The following is a 17,978-nucleotide window of genomic DNA, read 5'->3' on the forward strand; positions in this document are numbered from 1 at the left end:
TCAGCGTCCGGTGACGGTCGCGGACGCCGCCTCGGCGTCGCCCTCCGCCTGCCCGCCGGCGACGACGCGCGAGTGCCCGCGCTCGCCCCGGTCGAGGAAGCCGCCGACGACGGCGAGTCCCAGACCGACGACGGCGAGCGCGGCGCCGACGAGCGCAGGCGACGTCCAGCCCCAACCGAGCGAGATGACGATCCCGCCGAGCCAGGCCCCGCCCGCGTTGGCGAGGTTGAACGCGGAGTGGTTGGAGGCCGCCGCCATCGTCGGCGCGTTCTCCGCCTTCGCCATGAGGAGCATCTGGAGCGGCGTCGTGATGAGGGCGCCGACGGCACCGATCAGCACGACCGTCGCCATGGCGGCGGGCGCCGAGTGGACGGCGAAGAAGAAGGCGGTCAGCGCCGCGGCGAGCGCCAGCAGGCCGCCGTAGAGCGTGGGGCGCAGGGCGCGGTCGGTGAGCGGTCCCGCCACGAGGGTGCCGAGGGTCATGCCGATCCCGTAGAGGGCGAGGACCCACGTCGTCGACGACTCGGCGAGGCCCGTCACCTCGGTGAGCATCGGCACGAGGTAGCTGTAGACGGCGAAGCAGCCGCCGAAGCCGAGGACGGCGGTGAAGAGTCCGAGCACCACCTGCCGGTCGGCCATCGCCCGCAGCTCCTGCCTGATCCCGGCCTGCGGTCCGCGCGGCTGGTGCGGTACGAGCGCGGCGATGGCGGCCATCGCGACGAGGCCGATCCCGGCAACGGCGAGGAAGGTGACGCGCCATCCGAGGTTCTGCCCGAGCGCCGTGGCGGCGGGTACGCCGACGATGTTGGCGACCGTCAGCCCGAGGAACATCGTCGCCACCGCGCGCGCCGCCCGCTCGGGCGCCACGAGCCGCGCGGCGACGACCGCGCCCACACCGAAGAGCGCACCGTGCGGCAGCCCGGCGAGGACGCGGGCGGTGAAGAGGGTGCCGAAGCCGGGGGCGAGCGCCGAGGCGGTGTTGCCGACGACGAAGAGGCCGCTGAGGAGCAGCAGCAACCGCTTGTGCGGTATCCGCGCCCCGACGGCGGTGAGCAGCGGAGCGCCGACGACGACGCCGAGTGCGTAGGCCGAGACGAGGTTGCCCGCGCGCGGTACCGACGTCCCGAGCGCGTCGGCGACCTGCGGCAGGAGGCCCATCATCACGAACTCCGTCGTGCCGATCCCGAAGGCGGCGACGGCGAGGGCGAGCAGGGCCAGGGGCATGACGGGTGAACCTCCGGTCGGCGGGGGCGGATCGTGCTGGGGGACGGCCGCGTGCACCACGGACGCCGTCGGCCGGGTGTGCGGGCACAGTCGTCGTACAGCAGCGATCGGCTGCTGTGCATTCCCGCTCGGCGGAAGTCCGGGTATGACGTGTGCCATACCTGTCCCGGTGGAACGGCGAGCGCGGACGAAGCGTCAGACCTCTCAGCTGCGGGAAAAGCAACCCCCCGGGTTTCACAGTGAGTTGATGTTGAGAGAGGGTGTTGCTCCACGGATGCGGTGATGAGAGGAGCCTCGATGGCGGAGCAGTCGGGTTGGATGTCCACGAGCGGCCCCGGGCCGACGGCGGCGAACCCCGTTTCGGATCAGGGGAAGCCGCAGGTGGCGCGGATGTACGACTACTACCTGGGCGGAAAGGATCACTTCGAGGCCGACCGCGAGGCGGCGTCGGAGACGATGCGCCTCTGGCCGAACGTCGCGAGCGGGGCCCGGGCCAACCGTCACTTCCTGCACGTCGCCGTCGAGCACCTCGCCCGCGAGCAGGGCATCGACCAGTTCATCGACATCGGCACCGGCATCCCGACGGAGCCGAACACCCACCAGATCGCCCAGTACTACCAGCCGCAGGCGCGCGTCCTCTACACCGACAACGACCCGATCGTGATGACGTACGCGCAGGCCCTGTTGACGAGTTCGCCGCAGGGGCGGGTGGACTACATCGAGGCGGACCTGCGGAAGCCGCAGGACATCCTGAACCACCCCTGTCTGGCGGGGCCCGAGCCGGTGCTGGACCTCAGCCGCCCGGTGGCGCTCTTCGTCGTGGCGATCTTCCACTTCATCACGGACGAGGACGGGCCGAGCGAGCTGCTGCGCACGCTGATGGAGCCGCTCGCACCCGGCAGCCACCTGGTGCTCTCGCACGCGAGCGGGGACTACGACGAGGGCGTGGAGGAGGCGGCCGAGTTCTACCGGAGCCGCAACCTGCCCGCCAGGACGCGCTCCCGCGAGGAGGTCGAGGAGCTGGTCACCGGCGCGGGCATCGAGCTGGTGGAGCCCGGGGTACAGCCGGTGCACCGGTGGTGGCCGGGGCGTCCGGCGCGGCTGGCGCCTGCCGCCGTCTCCACCGACGCGCAGTGTCCCGGGTACGGGGTGATGGCCCGGAAGCGGTGAGAGTGCGAGGTCGCGGAGTGGTGCCTCAGCGCAGCCGCGCCGCGACTTCGTCCGCGCAGGCGCGCAACTCCGGCAGCAGCGAGCGGAGTTCGGAGCCGGGAGTGAGGACGACCGTCGCGCCGAGGGAGAGGGTGAGCGGCGTCTCGCGGAGGCCCTCCGGGTCGGGGACGGGGACGGCTATGGAGCGGACGCCGATCTCGTTCTCCTCGTCGACCTCGGCCCAGCCGCGCTCGCGGACGCGCGCCAGCTCCTCGCGGAGCACGTCCGCGTCGGTGCAGGTGCGCGGGGTGACGGGGACGAGCTTCGCCGCGAGGAGCTGCTCGCGCTCCTCCTCGGCGAGGCCGGCGGCGAGGAGCTTCCCCATCGACGTGGCGTACCACGGGTTTCTCGTGCCCTCGGCGCTGCGCAGCTGTATGTGCTGGGTGCCCTCGGCGGTGAGGACGAGGAGGATCTCGGCGCCGTCGAGGACGCCGGTGAGGACGGGGAGTCCGGTGCGGGCCGCGAGGCGCTGGACGGGTCCCGCCGCCGCCGAGTACCCGGCGGACGAGCGCTGGAAGCCGCGGGACAGCTCCAGGACGCGGACGCCGAGGGCGTAGCGGCGGGTGTCCGCGTCGTAGGAGACGAAGCCCTCCGCGACGAGCCGGGCGAGGAGCCGGTGGGCGCTGCTGACGGGCAGTTCGGCGGCGCGGGCCACGGCGCTGACGCCCATCCCCCGGGAGTGCCGGGAGAGGACGGTGAGCAGGCGGAGCCCGCGGCCGAGCATGTCGTCACCGGGTGGTTGACTCACCGCGGGGTTCACCTCGCTGCGCTGGGGCCTCCGGCGCCGGCCCGCCGGGCGGCTCGGAGGCGGGGGCGTTCACCGTACCCAACGCCTTCGCGGGGGCACCGGGTTCCCGGATCGCCGGCATCAGCGCCGCGGAGACGAGCGTGCAGACAGCCATGAAACCGAACCCTCCCGCGTTCCCCAACTCGGTGCCGCGCACCCATCCGACGAGGTACGTGCCGGCGAAGGAACCCAGCGCACCCAGGGAGTTGACGAGCGCGACGGCCGCCCCCGAGACCCCGGCGGGAGCGAGCTCGGAGACGAGTGCGAAGTACGGCCCGTACGGCGCGTACATGCACAGTCCCGCGACGACGAGGAGCGTCAGCGCCAGCGGGAAGTTGCCGCCGGCGAGGTAGGAGCCGAAGAGCGCGAGGGCGCCGGCCGCGAGCCACGGCCAGACCGCGGCGCGGCGGCGCCCCGTGCGGTCGGAGACATGGGAGTTGAGGAGCATCGCAGCGACGGCGAAGGCGTACGGGATCGCGGAGAGGAGGCCGGTGGTGCCGATGCCCTCGCCCGAGCCCTGCTTGACGATCGCGGGCAGCCAGAAGACGAACCCGTACATCCCGAACGACCAGAAGAAGTACTGTGCCGCCATCACCAGCACCGGCCGCGCCCGGAGCACGCGTGCGTACTGCTCGGCCGTCGACCCGGCGTCGGCGGTCCCGGTGGGCGCCGGCTCCTCGGCCGCCAACCGCGCGGCGAGCTCGGTGCGTTCGGCCTCGGGCAGCCAACGCGCGTCCTGCGGGCGGTCGTTGACGAACTTGAGGCAGAGCAGCCCTCACACGACGGACGGGACGCCCTCGACGACGAACATCATCCGCCAGTCGGAGACGGAGACGAGCCACCCGGAGACCGCGGAGAGCCACATGACGGTGAGGGGGTTGCCGAGGATGAGGAAGGTGTTGGCCCTCCCCCGCTCCCCCTTCGTGAACCACCTGCTCAGCAGCATCACCAGCGACGGCAGCACCGCGCCCTCGACGACGCCAAGCAGGAAGCGCACCGCGACGAGCTGCGTCGGACTGCTCAACAGACCCTGGACCACGGCGAGCAGGCCCCACGCGACGGTCGACCAGGCGATGAGCCGGCGGGCGCTGCGCTGCTCCGCGTAGATGGTGCCGGGGATCTGGAAGAGGAAGTAGCCGAGGAAGAACGAGGCCGCGATGAGCGAGTCCTGCGCGGCCGTGAGGCCGAGCTCGTCGGCCATGCCGCCGGCCGAGGCGATGGAGTAGTTGGACTTGTCGAGGTACGCGAGCGAGTACGTGACGAAGGCGATCGGCATCAGGTGCCGGGCGCGTACGGAGGACCAGAACCCTCCGCCGGGACGGGAGGGTGACGCGGCAGTCATCCCGGACCCCCTTATTTCCGCTACATGGAAAGTGTTTCACTGAGCGGGAAGACGGTACGAAGGGACGCGTGGCCGGTCAATGGAGAACGCGGGGAACATCCGCACCGGCGAGGTGCGTTGGGCGGAACGACACCCAACCCGCCGCCACAGCACCGGCGTCGTCCCGTCGGCCGCCGCGCCACCAGGACCACGAAGAAAGGCACCCCGTGACCGACCCCGCCGCGCCCGACGTCCTCCTCCCCTGGCCGGACCTCGACCGGAGCCACGGAAGCTGGCCCGCGGGCCTCCGCGTCCACGTGTGGGACGGGAGCGGTGCGGGCCCCGAGCTGTCCCAACCCGAGCTGGACCGCGTCGGGTTCTGGGTCGTGCCGTACGCGGCGCCCGGCACCGAGGCCCTGCTGCCGCGGCTGCCCGGGCTGCGCGCGGTGCAGTCGCTCAGCGCCGGCGTCGAGAAGCTGGAGCCGCGCCTTCCCGCGGGGGTGGCCCTCCACAACGGGCGGGGGCTCCACGACGCGAGCACCGCGGAACACGCGCTCGGCCTCGTCCTCGCCGCGCAGCGCGACCTGCCGCGGTGGGTCGAGGACCAGCGGGCCGGACGGTGGGCGCCGCACTTCCTTCCCGGCCTCGCCGACGCGCGCGTCGCGATCGTCGGGTACGGCGCGATCGGGGAGGCGCTGGAGCGCAGGCTGCTCGCCTGCGAGGCGGAGGTGGTACGGATAGCCCGGCGTGCGCGCCCCGGCGTGCACGCCGTCGACGACCTTCCGAAGCTGCTGCCGGAGGTGGACGTCGTCGTCCTGGTGGTCCCGGAGAACGCCTCGACGGTCGGCCTCCTCGGCGAGCCGGAGCTCGCCGCCCTCCCGGACGGGGCGCTCGTCGTCAACGTCGGCCGCGGGCGGACGCTCGACACCGAGGCGCTCCTCGCCGAGACGGCGGCGGGCCGCCTCCGCGCCGCCCTCGACGTCACGGAGCCCGAGCCGCTGCCGGCCGATCACCCGTTGCGCACGTCACCGGGGGTGCTCGTGACGCCGCACGTCGGCGGCGGTGCCGCCTCCTTCAGGCCGCGGGCCGAGCGCTTCGTCGTCGAGCAGGTGCGGCGGTTCGCCGCCGGGGAGCCGCTGGCGAACGCGTTCCCCCGGGGGTCCTGACTCCCGGTGACCGGACGCCGGTCGGCCACCCGCCGCTCCTGATGGCGGTACCCGCCGCGCGCTCGACGGCCGGAGCGCGTTGACTGGGCGGAGAGCGGTACGGAAGCCCGGTGCCCGGCCGGGCGCGGCGAGGTGCGGATGGACGGGTTGCGGAAAGCGGTGGTGCGGGCCGCGGCGCGGGCGCCCTGGCTCGCGCCGGCCTCGCTCCTCGCGGCGGGCGCGGTCGCCAGTGTCTACGGGCCGCGCCCGCACTTCGGGGAACCGCTCCTCGCGTGCACGCCGCTCCTCGCCATCATGGTGCTCTCCTTCGGCTGGAGCGTCTTCTTCGCCGTCATGACCTGCCTCACGGCCGTGGGGGTGGCCTTCGCCCAGGACCTCTCAACCGCCGTGTGGGCCACCGACGGGCTCGCGGTGCTGCTGGTGAGCATCGTCGGACTGGGGCTCAAGCGCCTCTCCGACGCGCAGGGCCGCAGCCTCGCCTTCGTACGCGACGTCGCGGAGGCGGCGCAGCGCGCCGTGCTGCCGACGCCGCCCGCGGCGGTCGGGCCGCTGCGGGCCGCCGACCGGTACGTCACGGCGCGGGCGGGCACCGCCGTCGGCGGGGACTTCTACGCCCTCCAGGAGACCCCGTTCGGCGTCCGCGCGATCATCGGCGACGTCCGGGGCAAGGGGCTGGAGGCGGTGGCTTCGGTCTCCGTCGCGGTCGGCGCCTTCCGCGAGGCGGCCCAGCACGTGCCGACACTCCCCGAGCTCGCCGCCCACCTCGACGGCGTCCTCGTCCGGGAGAACGAGCGGCGCGGCCGCAGCGTGGAGTCGCTGGAGGATTTCGCGACCGCGCTGCTTCTCCAGTTCTCGCACGACGCCGATTCGCTCCTCCTCCACAACCGCGGGCACACGCCCCCGTACCTCCTCGGCCGCGGATACGTGACGCCGCTGGAGCCCACCCGCCCCGACCTGCCGCTGGCCACCGGGCTGGCCCCGGGCGGGCACGCGCACACGGACCGGGTCGCGCTCCGGACAGGGGAGGCGCTGCTCCTCGTCACCGACGGGGTCACGGAGGCACGCAACACCGCGGGCACCTTCTTCGACCCGCGCCGCGGTCTCTCAGGGACGGTCCCCTCAGCGCCGCGCACGCTCGCCGACACGCTCGTCGACAGGGTGCTGGAATGGACGGGGGGCGAGCGCCAGGACGACATGGCGATCCTCGTCGTGGCGCGGCGGCAGGACGGCGGGCGGGAGGGCGCAGCACCGGCGTCGGCGCCGCCGCGCGAGGAAGTGGTGCACGACCGCGAGGCGTGAACCGCTCGGCGGCAGGCGCCGCCGAGCGCGTCCCCTGCGCCTTCGACGCACCGGTACACCCGCGGTGTTGACCGCCCCCTCGCCGCCCGGCACCATGCGGGCGTCGCATCCGCCGCGCGGTGGAGCATTGGCCCGGGGAGTACCGATGGCATCAACTGACCGCTCCGTACCGGCAACCGTCACCGAACCCGCAGAGCCGCCGGACGCCGAGGGCCGCAAGCTGCCCCCGCTCTCGCGGCGCCGCTTCCTCCAGGCGTCGGCCGGTACCGCCGCCGTCACCGCGCTCCCGGCCGCCGAGGCCGTCGCCGCGCCCTCCCCGTCCACGCGCCGCGGTGCGCTCTCCTTCACCTCGGCGACCAACGGGGCCGCCACGCTCTCGCCTTCGGGGGACCGCCTCGTCGCCGAGGTGCAGAACATCCTGTGGTCCGTCCCGCGCGACGGCGGCGCCGCGCAGCGCCTCTCCCCACCCGAACTGGAGCCCACACGCCCCGAGTTCTCGCCCGACGGCAAGCAGCTCGCGGTCTGTGCGTACCGCGGCGGCGGCTTCCACCTCTGGACGCTCGACGCCGACGGCTCCCGTCCGCGCCGGCGCACCGAGGGACGCGGCGACGACCGCGGCCCCGCCTGGTCCCCCGACGGCACCCGCCTCGCCTTCGCCTCGGAGCGCGGCGGGGACGATGTCGCGGGGAGCCCGTACCGCATCTGGGTGCTGGAGCTGGCGAGCGGCACCCTCACCAGGCTCACCGGTGCGCCGGGACAGTCGGGGCCGGGGCAGGACGGCGCCTGGGAGGACTTCGACCCGACGTGGTCCGCAGGCGGCGAGCGGGTGCTTTTCGTCCGCGCCGCCGTCGTCGAGGGGGAGGACGGCGAGGTGCTGCGGGCGCGCACCGTCGCGTCGGTGCCGGCCGGCGGCGGTGACGTGCGGACCGAGCACACCGACGAGAGCGAGGCCGAGGTGATGACGCCGGCCGTCTCGCCCGAGGGCCGACTGGCGTACCTGCGGACGACGGCTGCGCCCGAGTCCTCGTGCACGCTCGTCGTCGGCGGTGAACCGGTGGACGTCGAGGGGGACTTGGCGCCCGTCCCGCCGCGCTGGACGTCGGCCGAGCAGCTTCTCCTCACCGTCGGCGGGCAGTTCCGCGTCCTCGACGTACGCCGCCCGGGCGAGGCCGAGCGGATCCCGTTCGCCGCGCGGCTGCCCGTCGAGCGGCCCCACTACCGGGGAAAGCGATTCTCCTTCGAACGCGAAGGCAGGCAACCCGTCAGAGGCGTCCACCTGCCCGCGCTCTCGCCCGACGGCCGGCAGATCGCCTTCTGCGCCCTCAACTCCCTCTACACGGTGAGCACTTCAGGAGGCGCCCCGACCGAGCGGGCCACGGCTCCCCGCACCGGCTACCTCCTCGCGCCCTCGTGGAGCGCGGACGGGCGCTCGCTCGTCTACTCCGTCGACGGCGGGAAGGGCGACGGCCTTCTCGCCGTCCACCGGCTCGACCTGCGGACCGGCGAGGAGACGGTACTCGCCACCGGGGGACGCGTCTTCCCCTCGCTCTCCCCGGACGGAGAACGCCTCGCCGCCCTCGACATGGAGGGCCGACTCCTCGTCCGCGACCTCCCCGGGGGAAACGAGCGGCACCTCGCCGCGCCCATGGGCGAGGGCGGGCTGCCCGGCCGTCCGAGCTGGTCGCCGGACGGGCGCTACCTGGCGCTCTGCGACCGCAACCGGCTCAACCACCGCTTCCGCGAGGGCTACAACCTCATCCGCCTCGTCGACGCGGCGACCGGCGAGGACCGCCGCCACCTCGCGGCTCCCCACACCTCGCTCTCGGAGCGGTACGACGGCGGACCCGTGTGGTCGCCCGACGGGCGGCACCTCGCCGTCGTCGTGGAGTCGGCGCTGTGGCTGCTGCCCGTACGCGCCGACGGCACGCCCGAGGGGAAACCGCGGAGGCTCACCGACGAGGCGGCCGACCACCCGAGTTGGTCCGGCGACTCGCGCCGCCTCCTCTACCTCTCCGCCGGCCGCCTCCGGCTCCTCGACGTCGCGTCGGGGCACGCCAGGACCGTGCCGCTCTCCCTGCGGCGCGGGGCCGGGCGCGGGGCCGACGAACTCGTCGTCCACGCGGGGAGGTTGTGGGACGGCACCGGCGAACGCGTGCGCGAGGACGTCGACATCACGCTACGCAAGGGCCGGATCACCGACGTCTCCCCGCACCGCAGGCGGCACGCGCGGCGCCGCGTCGACGCCTCCGAGCACACCGTCGTCCCCGGCCTGTGGGACGCGCACACCCACCCCTGGCAGTCGACGTACGGCGGCCGGCAGACCACCACCCAGCGCGCCTACGGCATCACCACGGCCGTCTCGCTCGGCGGCTTCGCCTACGAGCAGGCCCGCGTCCGCGAAGCGACCGCCGAAGCAGCGCTCACCGGGCCGCGACTGCTCGCCACGGGGGAACTCCTCGACGGCGCACGCGTCGCCTACTCCATGGGGCGCGCCCACCGCACCGAAGAGGGCCTGCGCCGCTCCCTCACCCGGGCCACCGGGCTCGACTGGGACTTCGTCAAGACGTACGTACGCGCCCCCGGTTGGCTGATGGCCGAGGCGGCGCGCTTCGCGCACGAGGAGCTCGGCGCCCGCGCCGGCAGCCACCTGTGCACGCCCGGCGTGCAGTTGGGGCAGGACCTCACCACCCACCTCCAGGCGACCCAGCGCCTGGAGTTCGGCCACGCCACGACGGCCACCGGGCACGCCTACGGGGACATCACCGAGATCTACTCGGCCACCGGGGACTTCCACCTCGTCGCGACACCGTTCACCGCGGGGCCTCTCCTCGGCGCCGACCCGTCCCTCGCCGACGACCCGCGGGTGACGCGCATGATGCCGCCCTGGGACGCACTCGCCGTGCGGGAGGGCGCGGGGAAGGCTCCGACCGAGGCCGAACTCGCCACGCTCGACCGCGAATGCGCCGTCTACCGGCGGGTGTCGGACGCCGGCGGGCTCGTCGCCCTCGGCACCGACCAGCCGCTCGTACCCGTCGGGCTCCACCTCCATCTGGCGCTGCGGGCGCTGCACCGCAGCGGGCTTTCGACGGCGGCCGTGCTGCGCCTCGCCACCTCCGTACCGGCGCGGGTCTTCGGTGCCGGGCGGGTGCTCGGCACCGTCGAACGCGGCAAGTTCGGCGACCTCGCGCTGATCGACGGCGATCCCTTCGAGGACTTCGACGCGCTCGTGCGCACCGCGGGGACCGTCTGCGGCGGGGAGGTGGTGTGGCAGCGGGAGCTCGTCGAGGCGTACCCGGAGTCCGGTGCGTCCGGGGGCGGTTCGCGGTCGGACGGCTCGGGCGAGGAGCACTGGCGGGCGGTCGGGCGGCAGCTTCGCCGGGGCGGGTGCTGCGACGCGGGGGTGTGACGGGGTGTAACGAGACGCGCCAACTCGGCTCCGTGCGCCGGCCGTTCGGTGGCTGCGCACGTCCGGCCTTCAACGTGCGTTCATCGAGGCGCTCTTGGCACGGGCGCTTTTGCGGGGGAGCGTGAACTCCGCACTGCTCCCCCCACGTTGGAGTGTCCGGATGAAGAAGCCGAGAACGCCGAAGCAGAGCAGCACGCGTCGCGCCGGTTGGCACCGGAGGGTTCCCGCCGTCGTCGCAGGGGCCTTCGCGCTGGTGCTGGCCGTCCCGGGGACGGCGCTCGCCGACCCGCCCGAAGCACTGCCGCAGAACGCGACCGACCTGGAACTCAGCTTCCAACCCGCCTACGACTACGACAAGGACGGCTGCTACGCCACCCCCGCGATCAGCCCAGACGGCACCATCGCGCCGGGGCTGAAGCTCGGCGGCGACATGAACGGCAACTGCCGCGACGAGTCGGACCTGGAGAACACCAACGTCTACTCCCGCACCAAGTGCAACAACGACTGGTGCGCCGTCGTCTACGCCTCCTATTTCGAGAAGGACCAGGCCGCACACGGCGGCGGCAGCGCGGGCCACCGGCACGACTGGGAGCACGTCGTGGTGTGGGTGCCCGAGGGCGGCGACGCCGCGGAGTACGTCTCCACCTCGGCCCACGGCGGGTTCACCGTCCACGGGCGCGACGACCTTCCCTTCGAGGACGCCCACCCGAAGGTCGTCTACCACAAGGACGGCGTGAGCACCCACTGCTTCCGCGCCGCCAAGAACGACGGCGGCGACGAACCCCCGGAGAACCACAAGGGCGCCTGGCAGTACCCCGCACTCGTCGGCTGGGACGGCTATCCCGAGGGCCTCCGCGACACCCTCACCGCAGCCGACTTCGGCTCGGCCACCCTCGGCATCAAGGACTCCACCTTCGACGACCACCTGGCAGCGGCCAAGCCGGAGGGGATTCCCTTCGACCCGCACGCCTAGCGGACCGACGTACCCACGGCACCGCGCCCCGCGCCGCTCCCGTACGCGCACGCGCCGGCGTACCCGAGCACCGCCCAACTGCGCGTCCCCGCGCGCGGGCCGGGGGACGCCTCGTGGCCCCACTCCCCCGCGCAGGAGTCGACGACGCGGGCGAGGAGAGCGAGCGCGTCCTCCCGGCGGGCCTCGCAGCGGGCGCCCAGGCGCGGGTTGCGGTGCGGGAGGTGGCCGTCGTGCACGACCGTCCACACCTCGTCGTCCTGCCAGGAGAGCGAGAGCCGCAGTTCGGCCCCGCCCCCGAACCGGCAGGCCGCGGCGAGGAGTTCGCCTGTGACCTGGAGGACGGCGTCCCGCGCCGCTTCGAGGCCGTGCGAGCGCAGCAGCACGGAGACGACGGAACGGGCGAGCGCGGGGGCCGCCAACGAGCAGGGCAGCAGCAGCTCGTAGGCGAAGGTGTCGACGCCGGGCAGCGAGGGGTCCACCGTCGACGGACACAGGGACTGCGGAGGCGAACAGAGCAATGACGTGGCCAGGGACATGCGGACTCCCTCTGGTGAGCCGGCGATCCGGGACGGGCCATCGCGCCCCGCCCCGCTGAACGCACCTGTACGCGACGGCCGGTGGCCTGTCTCCCCGGCGCGGGCCCACTCCCTCCAGGGCAGAGGCGTGCGGGCAGGCTCGCGCGATGCGCTTCCGACTCGGTTGTGTAGTCGGTGCGTTACCAACTGTAGCGGAAATCCTAGTACGTGTACTACCGAGTCAGCCGATGGACTCTCGGCACGCAGTAGCGGCACAATCACTCTGGGACAACCACACGGGAGAGACCATGGCTCCGAGGAGCAGACCATCGCAGAGGCAACGACGCCTCGGCCTTGAGATGCGGCGGCTGCGGGAAGCCGCCGGGATGACCACCGAAGCCGCCGCGAAGCTGCTCGATGTACCTCGCACCAACATCCCGAACATGGAGTCGGGCAGGTCCGGCGTCAGCTCGGCAAGAGTACGTGCACTCGCCTTCAACTACGGGTGTACTGACACCGGGTTGGTGTCTGCGCTCTCCGACATGGCCGTATCCGGCAAAGCAGGCTGGTGGGACCAGTACCACGGCCACCTGCCAACGGGGTTTCTCGACGTGGCCGAACTCGAACACCACGCTGAGAGCATTCGTTTCGGACTGACCGTGCATCTGCCTGGGCTTCTCCAAACGGAAGCCCACGCCCGTGTGGTATTCGGCCTGGCTTTGCCTCAATTCGACTCCGTCGACGTGGAGGCACGGGTCCAACACCGGCTGGACAGACAGACCGCTTGGTTTCGACGTGGCACACAGTCCCTTGAGGTCGTGCTCCACGAGGCAGCAGTCCGCATGCAGTTCGGCGGACGGAGCACCGCCAAAGAACAGCTTCGACGTCTACTGGAAGTCTCAGAGGACGACCGAGCCGCGATCTACGTCATCCCCTTCCATGCGGGGGCATTCAGAGGAGCCGGTCAGTCCGTCACCTACTTCGAGGAGTCGCCGCACCAGCTGGATACGGTCGCCCTCGACACTTCGCTACGTGCCGAGTTCCTGTCCGAGCCGACTCAACTGGCGGCCTACCGGGCTCAACTGGATTCGATGAAAGCCAGTTCTCTGGGACGTCGCAGCTCCCAGGAGTTCATCGCCGGTATCGAACGCGACATGTGAGGAACGAGCCATGGACAACATCGCCTGGGAAGACCCCTACTGCGGCGCGGGCGTCAACTGCTTCCGCCTCGGCACCGACGAGGACGGCAACGCTTACATCGCCGTAGCCGGAGAAGAACAGAATGCCCTCTCCGACACCCGCGAAGCCCTCCGCAGCCTCATCCTGGAGATCAAAGCCGGCAAGGCGGACCACCTGCTGTGAGAAGTCGCCGAGCCCAGGCGGCAGTTGGCGGACTCACCCCAGCAGCCCGCTGAGCCCCCGCCACAGCGCCGTCGCCGTCGTGGGCGAGAGGAGGACGCCCTGCGCCGACTCCTCCAGTACCCACCATCCGTAGCCGCGCGCGCCCAGGACGTCCAGACGTGCGCCGAGCGCCGATCCGTCGCCCTCCTCGCTGGGGGCCGCTGCCTGCAAGCGCCACAGTCGCCAGGGGCCTTCACGCAGCGCCGTGCCCACGGGGTGTGCGGCGAGCGCCGATGAGACCTGCGGCGGCGGGACGGCGAGCGCGTCGATGTCGGCCTCGGGGACGGTGAGCGGCGGGGTGTCGACGTACGGTGCGGGGCCCAGGCCGACCGTTCGGGCGACGACGGCCGGGATCGACTCCGGTGTGACGGCGGCGAGTTCGGGGTCGTGCGTGGGGCGGGTGAGGATGACTGAGCAGAGTTCGGCCCCGAGGGCGAAGGCGGCGGCCCGGCGTCCGTCCGGTCCCGTCGCCTCCACGACGACCTCGGCGAGCGGGTCGTCGAGGACGGTGAGAGCGGCGGTGGCCACCGGATCGTCGTCCGGAGGCGCGTTCCGCAGGGCTTCGAGACGGCCCTCGGTGAGGACGATGCCGTCGCGTGGGGTCCCGGCGTTGAGTCTCACTCCGCCTCCCCGAGGGAGCGCCAACTTGCGGCGACGGTGGCCAACTCGTCGGCCATCGTGTCGTACAGGAGCGTCGGGACGGTCGCCGACAGGGTCACGTCGAGAGTGTCGAGGCCCGGACGCTGCCAGCGCCACGCCCACTGCTCCAGCGTCAGCGACCTGTGCGCGTCGACGTACACGGCGAGCTGGCGGAACCCTTCCTCGTCCACCTCCGCGTCGAGGAGTTGGAAATCATCGACGCTTTCGCCCAGGCCGTCGGCCGCCGCACGCTGCCAGGCGCCGAGGTCGCCGCTCTCGGCCGTGGTCGGCCCGACGGTCGCCACGACGTTGGGCCGGAACGCGGCGGCCTCCGGAGCGAGGAACGCCAACGCGACTCCAGGGCTCGGGTCGTGGACGGCCTCCCAGGAGTCGGGGGCGTCCAAGGTGAATCCCAGCGAGTGTTCAGCGCGCAACACGAGTCCGTTCACGGTTGAGGGTGTCCGCCGCTCGGCGGGCCTGTCCGAAGTTGACCTCGAAGAGATGGTCGCCGGCATCGGTCGTGACGACGAGCCGGGGGAACCAGGAGCGGTAGAGGAAACCGTGCCGGCGCACGCCGTCCACACCCGCACGGGCAGGTACACGCCGGACGTCGCGCAACTCCTCCCAGCGAGCTGCGAATTGGGCGCGGTCCGTCCACTCCGCACTCAGCGCACCATTCGGGGCGAACCACACACCACCCTCACCGGCCGCAAGCTGCCCCGCAACCGTCCCCCGACGCGAGACCTTGTCCGGGCGCTCACGCGTCTCCGCGTCAACGACCATGCCCGCGCCCCAAGTCGACACCACGGCACCCAGCCACTCCGGAGCTGGACCCGCACTCCCAGCACTGGCACGCCGAGCCGCCGTCGCGAACTGACCAGTGAGCGCGTCCGAACGCTCCTGCTTACTCATCCGGATATACCAACGCGGGCCCCACAGCCGGTGAATCGGCCACCACGCAATGGCAATGGTCGTCACCAGGAAGCCCCATACAAAGACGAGGAAACTGGCCATCATCAAGACCCCGCCAGGGATGAACAGCGCGTCGACATTCGCTAGCGCGCCTCCGAGGCAGAGGAGCCCCCCGGACGGCAACACGACGAGAACGCCGTACTCTCCCTGCACCTCGCGCGTCCACCAACGTGCCCGACCGCTGCGGCCACGCCATGACCACGCTGTGAACGCTATGAGGCCGGCGCCCACCATGCCAATTACGAAGACGAACACAGCCCCTCAATCCCAAAACTTCAGCTTGTCGCCGACCTTACCCAGGCCGTCTCCGACACCACCAAAGAACTTTCCACCAGCATCGACGATGTGATCAGCTGCCTCGGAGCCCAGCCCAGAACCCACGATCCCGCCGACCGCGCCTCCGAGGAAGCCTCCAACCACAGTGCCGACGGGGCCGCCCACCGCCGTACCGATCGCGCCACCAAGCTTTGCCCCGCCCGCCGCACCGGCCCAACCGCCCACGCCTACAGCCCCGCCGCGCAAGGCAGCCCGGCTAACGCGTTCACTGGTGCCGTAGCCGCGCCCCGCATCATCCGTCCACTGCCCGTAGGCAGAGCTGACGCCCCCCACCACATTGCCGGCACGACCGGCCCATTTGCCCGTTGTCGCCCATTTGTTGTGCTGGACCGCCCTGTTGGCCTTCGGGATGAAGTTCTTCGAGTCGAGGGCCTGCCGCGTGCGTCCAAGGACCGTCGGTGCGATCGGAGCGAACTGGCCGTTGACGCGCGGTGCGAAATGCCCGTGTTCGACATTGGTGAACCACGAAACCGTCGTACCCGCTGCCGTGTTGAGGTGCCCGTACCCCCACGACGCCAGTTGCAGCCCGTCGTCCTTTGGAGGAACGACCTGCCCCTTGGCGGATTCGGCGATCTCCTCAAGGAGATTGCGGTCCGCGCTCGATGTCGTCTTCGGAAAAGCGTGGCGGTCCTCGGCGAGCTCTGCCAGGCTGCTGCGGGCCGCCTCGTCGGCGCTGCCCGCTCCCGCGAGTATGCGGTCGATGTTCTGCTTGACCCGCGAGAGGACGAGCGGTGACGGAGTGTCCCCCTCGGAGAGATCCTCCACCGGTTCGACGGTGCCGTTGGGAAGCACGCGGATGTGCCTCTCCGCGGCGTCCTCCACCTGCCGGTCCAGTTGCTTCTTGAACGCCTCGAACGCGGTGTGCGCGTTCCTGAGCACATCGCGGACGCTCTCGGCGTGGTCGGCCATCGCGCGGATCTGCTCGGCGGTCCTGCGCGTGAACCTCTGCGTGACGGCCGCGTTTTCGCCCTTCCAATCGGCGTTGCGGCTGGTCCGCTCCAGGGTCGCCGCGGTGGTTCCCTCGCCGCCGTCGCCGATCTCCTGAAGATCGCTCTCCATCGACGTCCATGCGTCGGCGGCGCGCTTCAGCTTGCCGAGTTCGAGGTTGTCCAGAGTCTGGAAACGCAGCGGTTCGCCGGCCATCGGCTCCCCCTCAGTCGATGTGGTCGCGTATGCGTGACGGAGTCATGAGGTGCCCGCCCGCGTCCCGCATCGAGGTGCGGATCTTGTCCTCGTCCCGGTCGTGCAACTTGCCCGTGTAGTCGAGGTGGTTGGAGATGTGGGCGCAGGCCTCCTTGACGGTGCCGGTCTGCGTGTTCCAGGCGTCGTGCACGGCGAGGAGGGCCGCGCCCATGGCGAGGTCCTGGCCGGTGAGGTCGTTGGCCGCGGTGGACGTCTCCTCGCGGGCCTCGTCGGCCTTCTTCTGTATCTGCCGGAAGAGGGAGGCCGCCTGGTTGCCGATCTTCCCCAACTCGTCGTCGCGGACGACGAGGTCGGGCGAATAGCTGCCGTACGAGCCGCCGCCGGCCTCGTTGAGCCGCATACCGGTGGAGTCCGCGCCCTCCTGGCGGCGCACGAGGCTCGTCCACTCTTCCTCGAACGTCATGTACTGCTCCCTTGTAGACGTCGCACACGGCGGGGCGGGCCCGGCACGAGTACGGGCGGCCCTCCCCTCGCGGTCGCGGCCCAACTTACCCAGCGTGCTCGCTCGTTGACAGGGCGGGGTGCAGGCCGAATCGGCGGGCGGTCCGCCCGTCGGCGTGCCCGGCGCCCGGGCGCCGGGCCGGGAACGGTGCGGTGCATGATGAAGGTGATTCACACCACCGAGTGGGAGGAGCGCACGTGAGCGACAGCAGCGAGGAAGCCCGGACGGGCGCGGCGGGCACCGGAACCGTGGCGCACAACGCGCGCGTGTGGAACTACTGGCTCGGCGGCAAGGACTACTACGACGTCGACCGAGCCGTCGGGGACCACGTCACGGGCGTCTACCCCGCGATCGGCGAAGTCGCCCGCGCCGACCGGCGGTTCCTCGGGCACGTCGTCCGCTTCCTCACCGAGGAGGCAGGCGTGCGGCAGTTCCTCGACATCGGGACCGGGCTGCCAACCGCCGAGAACACCCACGAGGTCGCCCAGCGCCACGCGCCGGAGGCGCGCATCGTCTACGTCGACAACGATCCCACCGTCCTCACCCACGCCCGCGCACTCCTCACCAGCACGCCGGAGGGCGCGACGGCCTACGCGGACGCGGACGCGCACTGCCCGGACGCCATCCTGGAAGCCGCCTCCGAGACGCTCCGCTTCGACCGCCCCGTCGGCGTGATACTGCTCGGCGTCCTCAACTTCGTGCTCGACACCGACGAGGCGCGCGGCATCGTGCGGCGCCTCGTGTCGGCGGTGCCGTCGGGGAGTTACCTCGCCCTCTCGCACCCGACCCAGGAGTTGGGCGGCGAGGGCAACGCGGACGCCATGGCCTTCTGGAACGAGAACGCCGAGCCGCCCATCACGGCGCGCAGCCGCGCCGAGATCGAGAGCTTCACCGAGGGGCTCGAACTCCTCTCCCCCGGCATCGTCTCCTGCTCGGCCTGGCGCCCCGAGGGCGAACAGGGCGCGGAGGTGGCCCAGTTCGGCCTCGTCGCGCGCAAGCCCTGACCCGGTACGGCGCCGGGCTGTCGTTGCGGTCGGCGGACGTGGCAGCCCGCGCCGTGTGCGTCGGCCGGTCCGTGCCCGCCG

The 17,978-nt window shown here is 72.2% G+C and carries 16 protein-coding genes and 1 pseudogene; 8 read left to right on the forward strand and 9 right to left on the reverse strand.

All coding sequences use genetic code 11. The features are described 5' to 3' along the window. A complete protein-coding gene (locus tag UWG_RS0113305; RefSeq protein ID WP_016907706.1) occupies positions 1-1,224 on the reverse strand; it encodes an MFS transporter in 1,224 nt (407 codons plus the stop codon). Positions 1,225-1,521: 297 nt separating this feature from the next. Between UWG_RS0113305 and UWG_RS0113310 the strand changes: the two genes are divergently transcribed. Next, the gene (locus UWG_RS0113310; RefSeq protein ID WP_016907707.1) at positions 1,522-2,394 is read left to right on the forward strand and encodes an SAM-dependent methyltransferase; all 873 of its coding nucleotides are present in this window, start codon (positions 1,522-1,524) and stop codon (positions 2,392-2,394) included. A 25-nt stretch (positions 2,395-2,419) separates the two neighbouring features. Here the strand turns inward: UWG_RS0113310 and UWG_RS0113315 are convergent, their stop codons facing one another. Both UWG_RS0113315 and UWG_RS31435 read right to left on the reverse strand, forming a co-directional pair. Further along, positions 2,420-3,181: an IclR family transcriptional regulator gene (locus tag UWG_RS0113315; RefSeq protein ID WP_237720077.1), complete on the reverse strand. Its 762-nt coding sequence runs from the start codon at positions 3,179-3,181 to the stop codon at positions 2,420-2,422. Beyond that, positions 3,162-4,562, reverse strand: a pseudogene (locus UWG_RS31435) (MFS transporter). The gene UWG_RS0113315 and the pseudogene UWG_RS31435 overlap by 20 nt, the downstream one beginning before the upstream one ends. Positions 4,563-4,768: 206 nt before the next feature. On the opposite strand from UWG_RS31435, the gene UWG_RS0113325 reads away from it, so the two are divergent. The 4 genes from UWG_RS0113325 (at position 4,769) to UWG_RS0113340 (ending at position 11,385) form a co-directional block, all read left to right on the forward strand. Further along, positions 4,769-5,707, forward strand: coding sequence for a 2-hydroxyacid dehydrogenase (locus UWG_RS0113325; RefSeq protein ID WP_016907711.1), 939 nt, complete (start codon positions 4,769-4,771; stop codon positions 5,705-5,707). A gap of 138 nt (positions 5,708-5,845) precedes the next feature. Next, the gene (locus UWG_RS0113330) at positions 5,846-7,006 is read left to right on the forward strand and encodes a PP2C family protein-serine/threonine phosphatase (RefSeq protein WP_016907712.1); all 1,161 of its coding nucleotides are present in this window, start codon (positions 5,846-5,848) and stop codon (positions 7,004-7,006) included. A 145-nt stretch (positions 7,007-7,151) separates the two neighbouring features. Then, entirely contained in the window at positions 7,152-10,412 is a 3,261-nt protein-coding gene (locus tag UWG_RS0113335; RefSeq protein WP_016907713.1) for an amidohydrolase family protein, read from the forward strand. Positions 10,413-10,572: 160 nt separating this feature from the next. Continuing rightward, positions 10,573-11,385, forward strand: a complete 813-nt coding sequence (locus UWG_RS0113340; RefSeq protein WP_016907714.1) for an NPP1 family protein — start codon at positions 10,573-10,575, stop codon at positions 11,383-11,385. Here the strand turns inward: UWG_RS0113340 and UWG_RS0113345 are convergent. Continuing rightward, on the reverse strand, positions 11,382-11,921 hold the full coding sequence (locus UWG_RS0113345; protein WP_157838557.1) for an ATP-binding protein: 540 nt from the start codon (positions 11,919-11,921) through the stop codon (positions 11,382-11,384). The two genes, UWG_RS0113340 and UWG_RS0113345, sit on opposite strands and share 4 nt — an antisense overlap. 287 nt (positions 11,922-12,208) lie before the next feature. Here UWG_RS0113345 and UWG_RS0113350 point away from each other — a divergent pair, with 287 nt between their 5' ends. Together UWG_RS0113350 and UWG_RS0113355 are read left to right on the forward strand one after the other, a co-directional pair. Next, positions 12,209-13,060, forward strand: coding sequence for a helix-turn-helix domain-containing protein (locus UWG_RS0113350; RefSeq protein WP_029391420.1), 852 nt, complete (start codon positions 12,209-12,211; stop codon positions 13,058-13,060). A 10-nt stretch (positions 13,061-13,070) separates the two neighbouring features. Beyond that, on the forward strand, positions 13,071-13,262 hold the full coding sequence (locus UWG_RS0113355; RefSeq protein WP_016907717.1) for a hypothetical protein: 192 nt from the start codon (positions 13,071-13,073) through the stop codon (positions 13,260-13,262). Positions 13,263-13,295: 33 nt separating this feature from the next. Here the strand turns inward: UWG_RS0113355 and UWG_RS0113360 are convergent, their stop codons facing one another. From UWG_RS0113360 to UWG_RS0113380, 5 genes are all read right to left on the reverse strand, one after another. Then, positions 13,296-13,922 (reverse strand): hypothetical protein, encoded by a 627-nt coding sequence (locus UWG_RS0113360; RefSeq protein WP_016907718.1) that lies wholly within the window; start codon positions 13,920-13,922, stop codon positions 13,296-13,298. Next, complete coding sequence (locus UWG_RS0113365) at positions 13,919-14,377, reverse strand: hypothetical protein (RefSeq protein ID WP_016907719.1); 459 nt, start codon at positions 14,375-14,377, stop codon at positions 13,919-13,921. The genes UWG_RS0113360 and UWG_RS0113365 overlap by 4 nt, the downstream gene beginning before the upstream one ends. Further along, the gene (locus UWG_RS0113370; protein ID WP_016907720.1) at positions 14,364-15,065 is read right to left on the reverse strand and encodes a hypothetical protein; all 702 of its coding nucleotides are present in this window, start codon (positions 15,063-15,065) and stop codon (positions 14,364-14,366) included. The genes UWG_RS0113365 and UWG_RS0113370 overlap by 14 nt, the downstream gene beginning before the upstream one ends. A gap of 108 nt (positions 15,066-15,173) precedes the next feature. After that, entirely contained in the window at positions 15,174-16,391 is a 1,218-nt protein-coding gene (locus tag UWG_RS0113375; RefSeq protein WP_016907721.1) for a hypothetical protein, read from the reverse strand. 10 nt (positions 16,392-16,401) lie between these two features. Further along, positions 16,402-16,854, reverse strand: a complete 453-nt coding sequence (locus UWG_RS0113380; RefSeq protein ID WP_016907722.1) for a hypothetical protein — start codon at positions 16,852-16,854, stop codon at positions 16,402-16,404. Positions 16,855-17,090: 236 nt separating this feature from the next. Here UWG_RS0113380 and UWG_RS0113385 point away from each other — a divergent pair, with 236 nt between their 5' ends. Then, positions 17,091-17,897, forward strand: a complete 807-nt coding sequence (locus UWG_RS0113385) for an SAM-dependent methyltransferase (protein ID WP_016907723.1) — start codon at positions 17,091-17,093, stop codon at positions 17,895-17,897. Positions 17,898-17,978 lie beyond the last annotated feature (81 nt).

This window comes from Streptomyces xiaopingdaonensis (assembly GCF_000262345.1).
GTDB lineage: Bacteria > Actinomycetota > Actinomycetes > Streptomycetales > Streptomycetaceae > Streptomyces > Streptomyces xiaopingdaonensis.

Coding starts and splice junctions, on each gene's coding strand:
- UWG_RS0113305 (WP_016907706.1), bottom strand. CDS start 1,224: ATGCCCCTGGCCCTGCTCGCCCTCGCCGTCGCCGCCTTCGGGATCGGC.
- UWG_RS0113310 (WP_016907707.1), top strand. CDS start 1,522: ATGGCGGAGCAGTCGGGTTGGATGTCCACGAGCGGCCCCGGGCCGACG.
- UWG_RS0113330 (WP_016907712.1), top strand. CDS start 5,846: ATGGACGGGTTGCGGAAAGCGGTGGTGCGGGCCGCGGCGCGGGCGCCC.
- UWG_RS0113335 (WP_016907713.1), top strand. CDS start 7,152: ATGGCATCAACTGACCGCTCCGTACCGGCAACCGTCACCGAACCCGCA.
- UWG_RS0113340 (WP_016907714.1), top strand. CDS start 10,573: ATGAAGAAGCCGAGAACGCCGAAGCAGAGCAGCACGCGTCGCGCCGGT.
- UWG_RS0113345 (WP_157838557.1), bottom strand. CDS start 11,921: ATGTCCCTGGCCACGTCATTGCTCTGTTCGCCTCCGCAGTCCCTGTGT.
- UWG_RS0113350 (WP_029391420.1), top strand. CDS start 12,209: ATGGCTCCGAGGAGCAGACCATCGCAGAGGCAACGACGCCTCGGCCTT.
- UWG_RS0113355 (WP_016907717.1), top strand. CDS start 13,071: ATGGACAACATCGCCTGGGAAGACCCCTACTGCGGCGCGGGCGTCAAC.
- UWG_RS0113375 (WP_016907721.1), bottom strand. CDS start 16,391: ATGGCCGGCGAACCGCTGCGTTTCCAGACTCTGGACAACCTCGAACTC.
- UWG_RS0113380 (WP_016907722.1), bottom strand. CDS start 16,854: ATGACGTTCGAGGAAGAGTGGACGAGCCTCGTGCGCCGCCAGGAGGGC.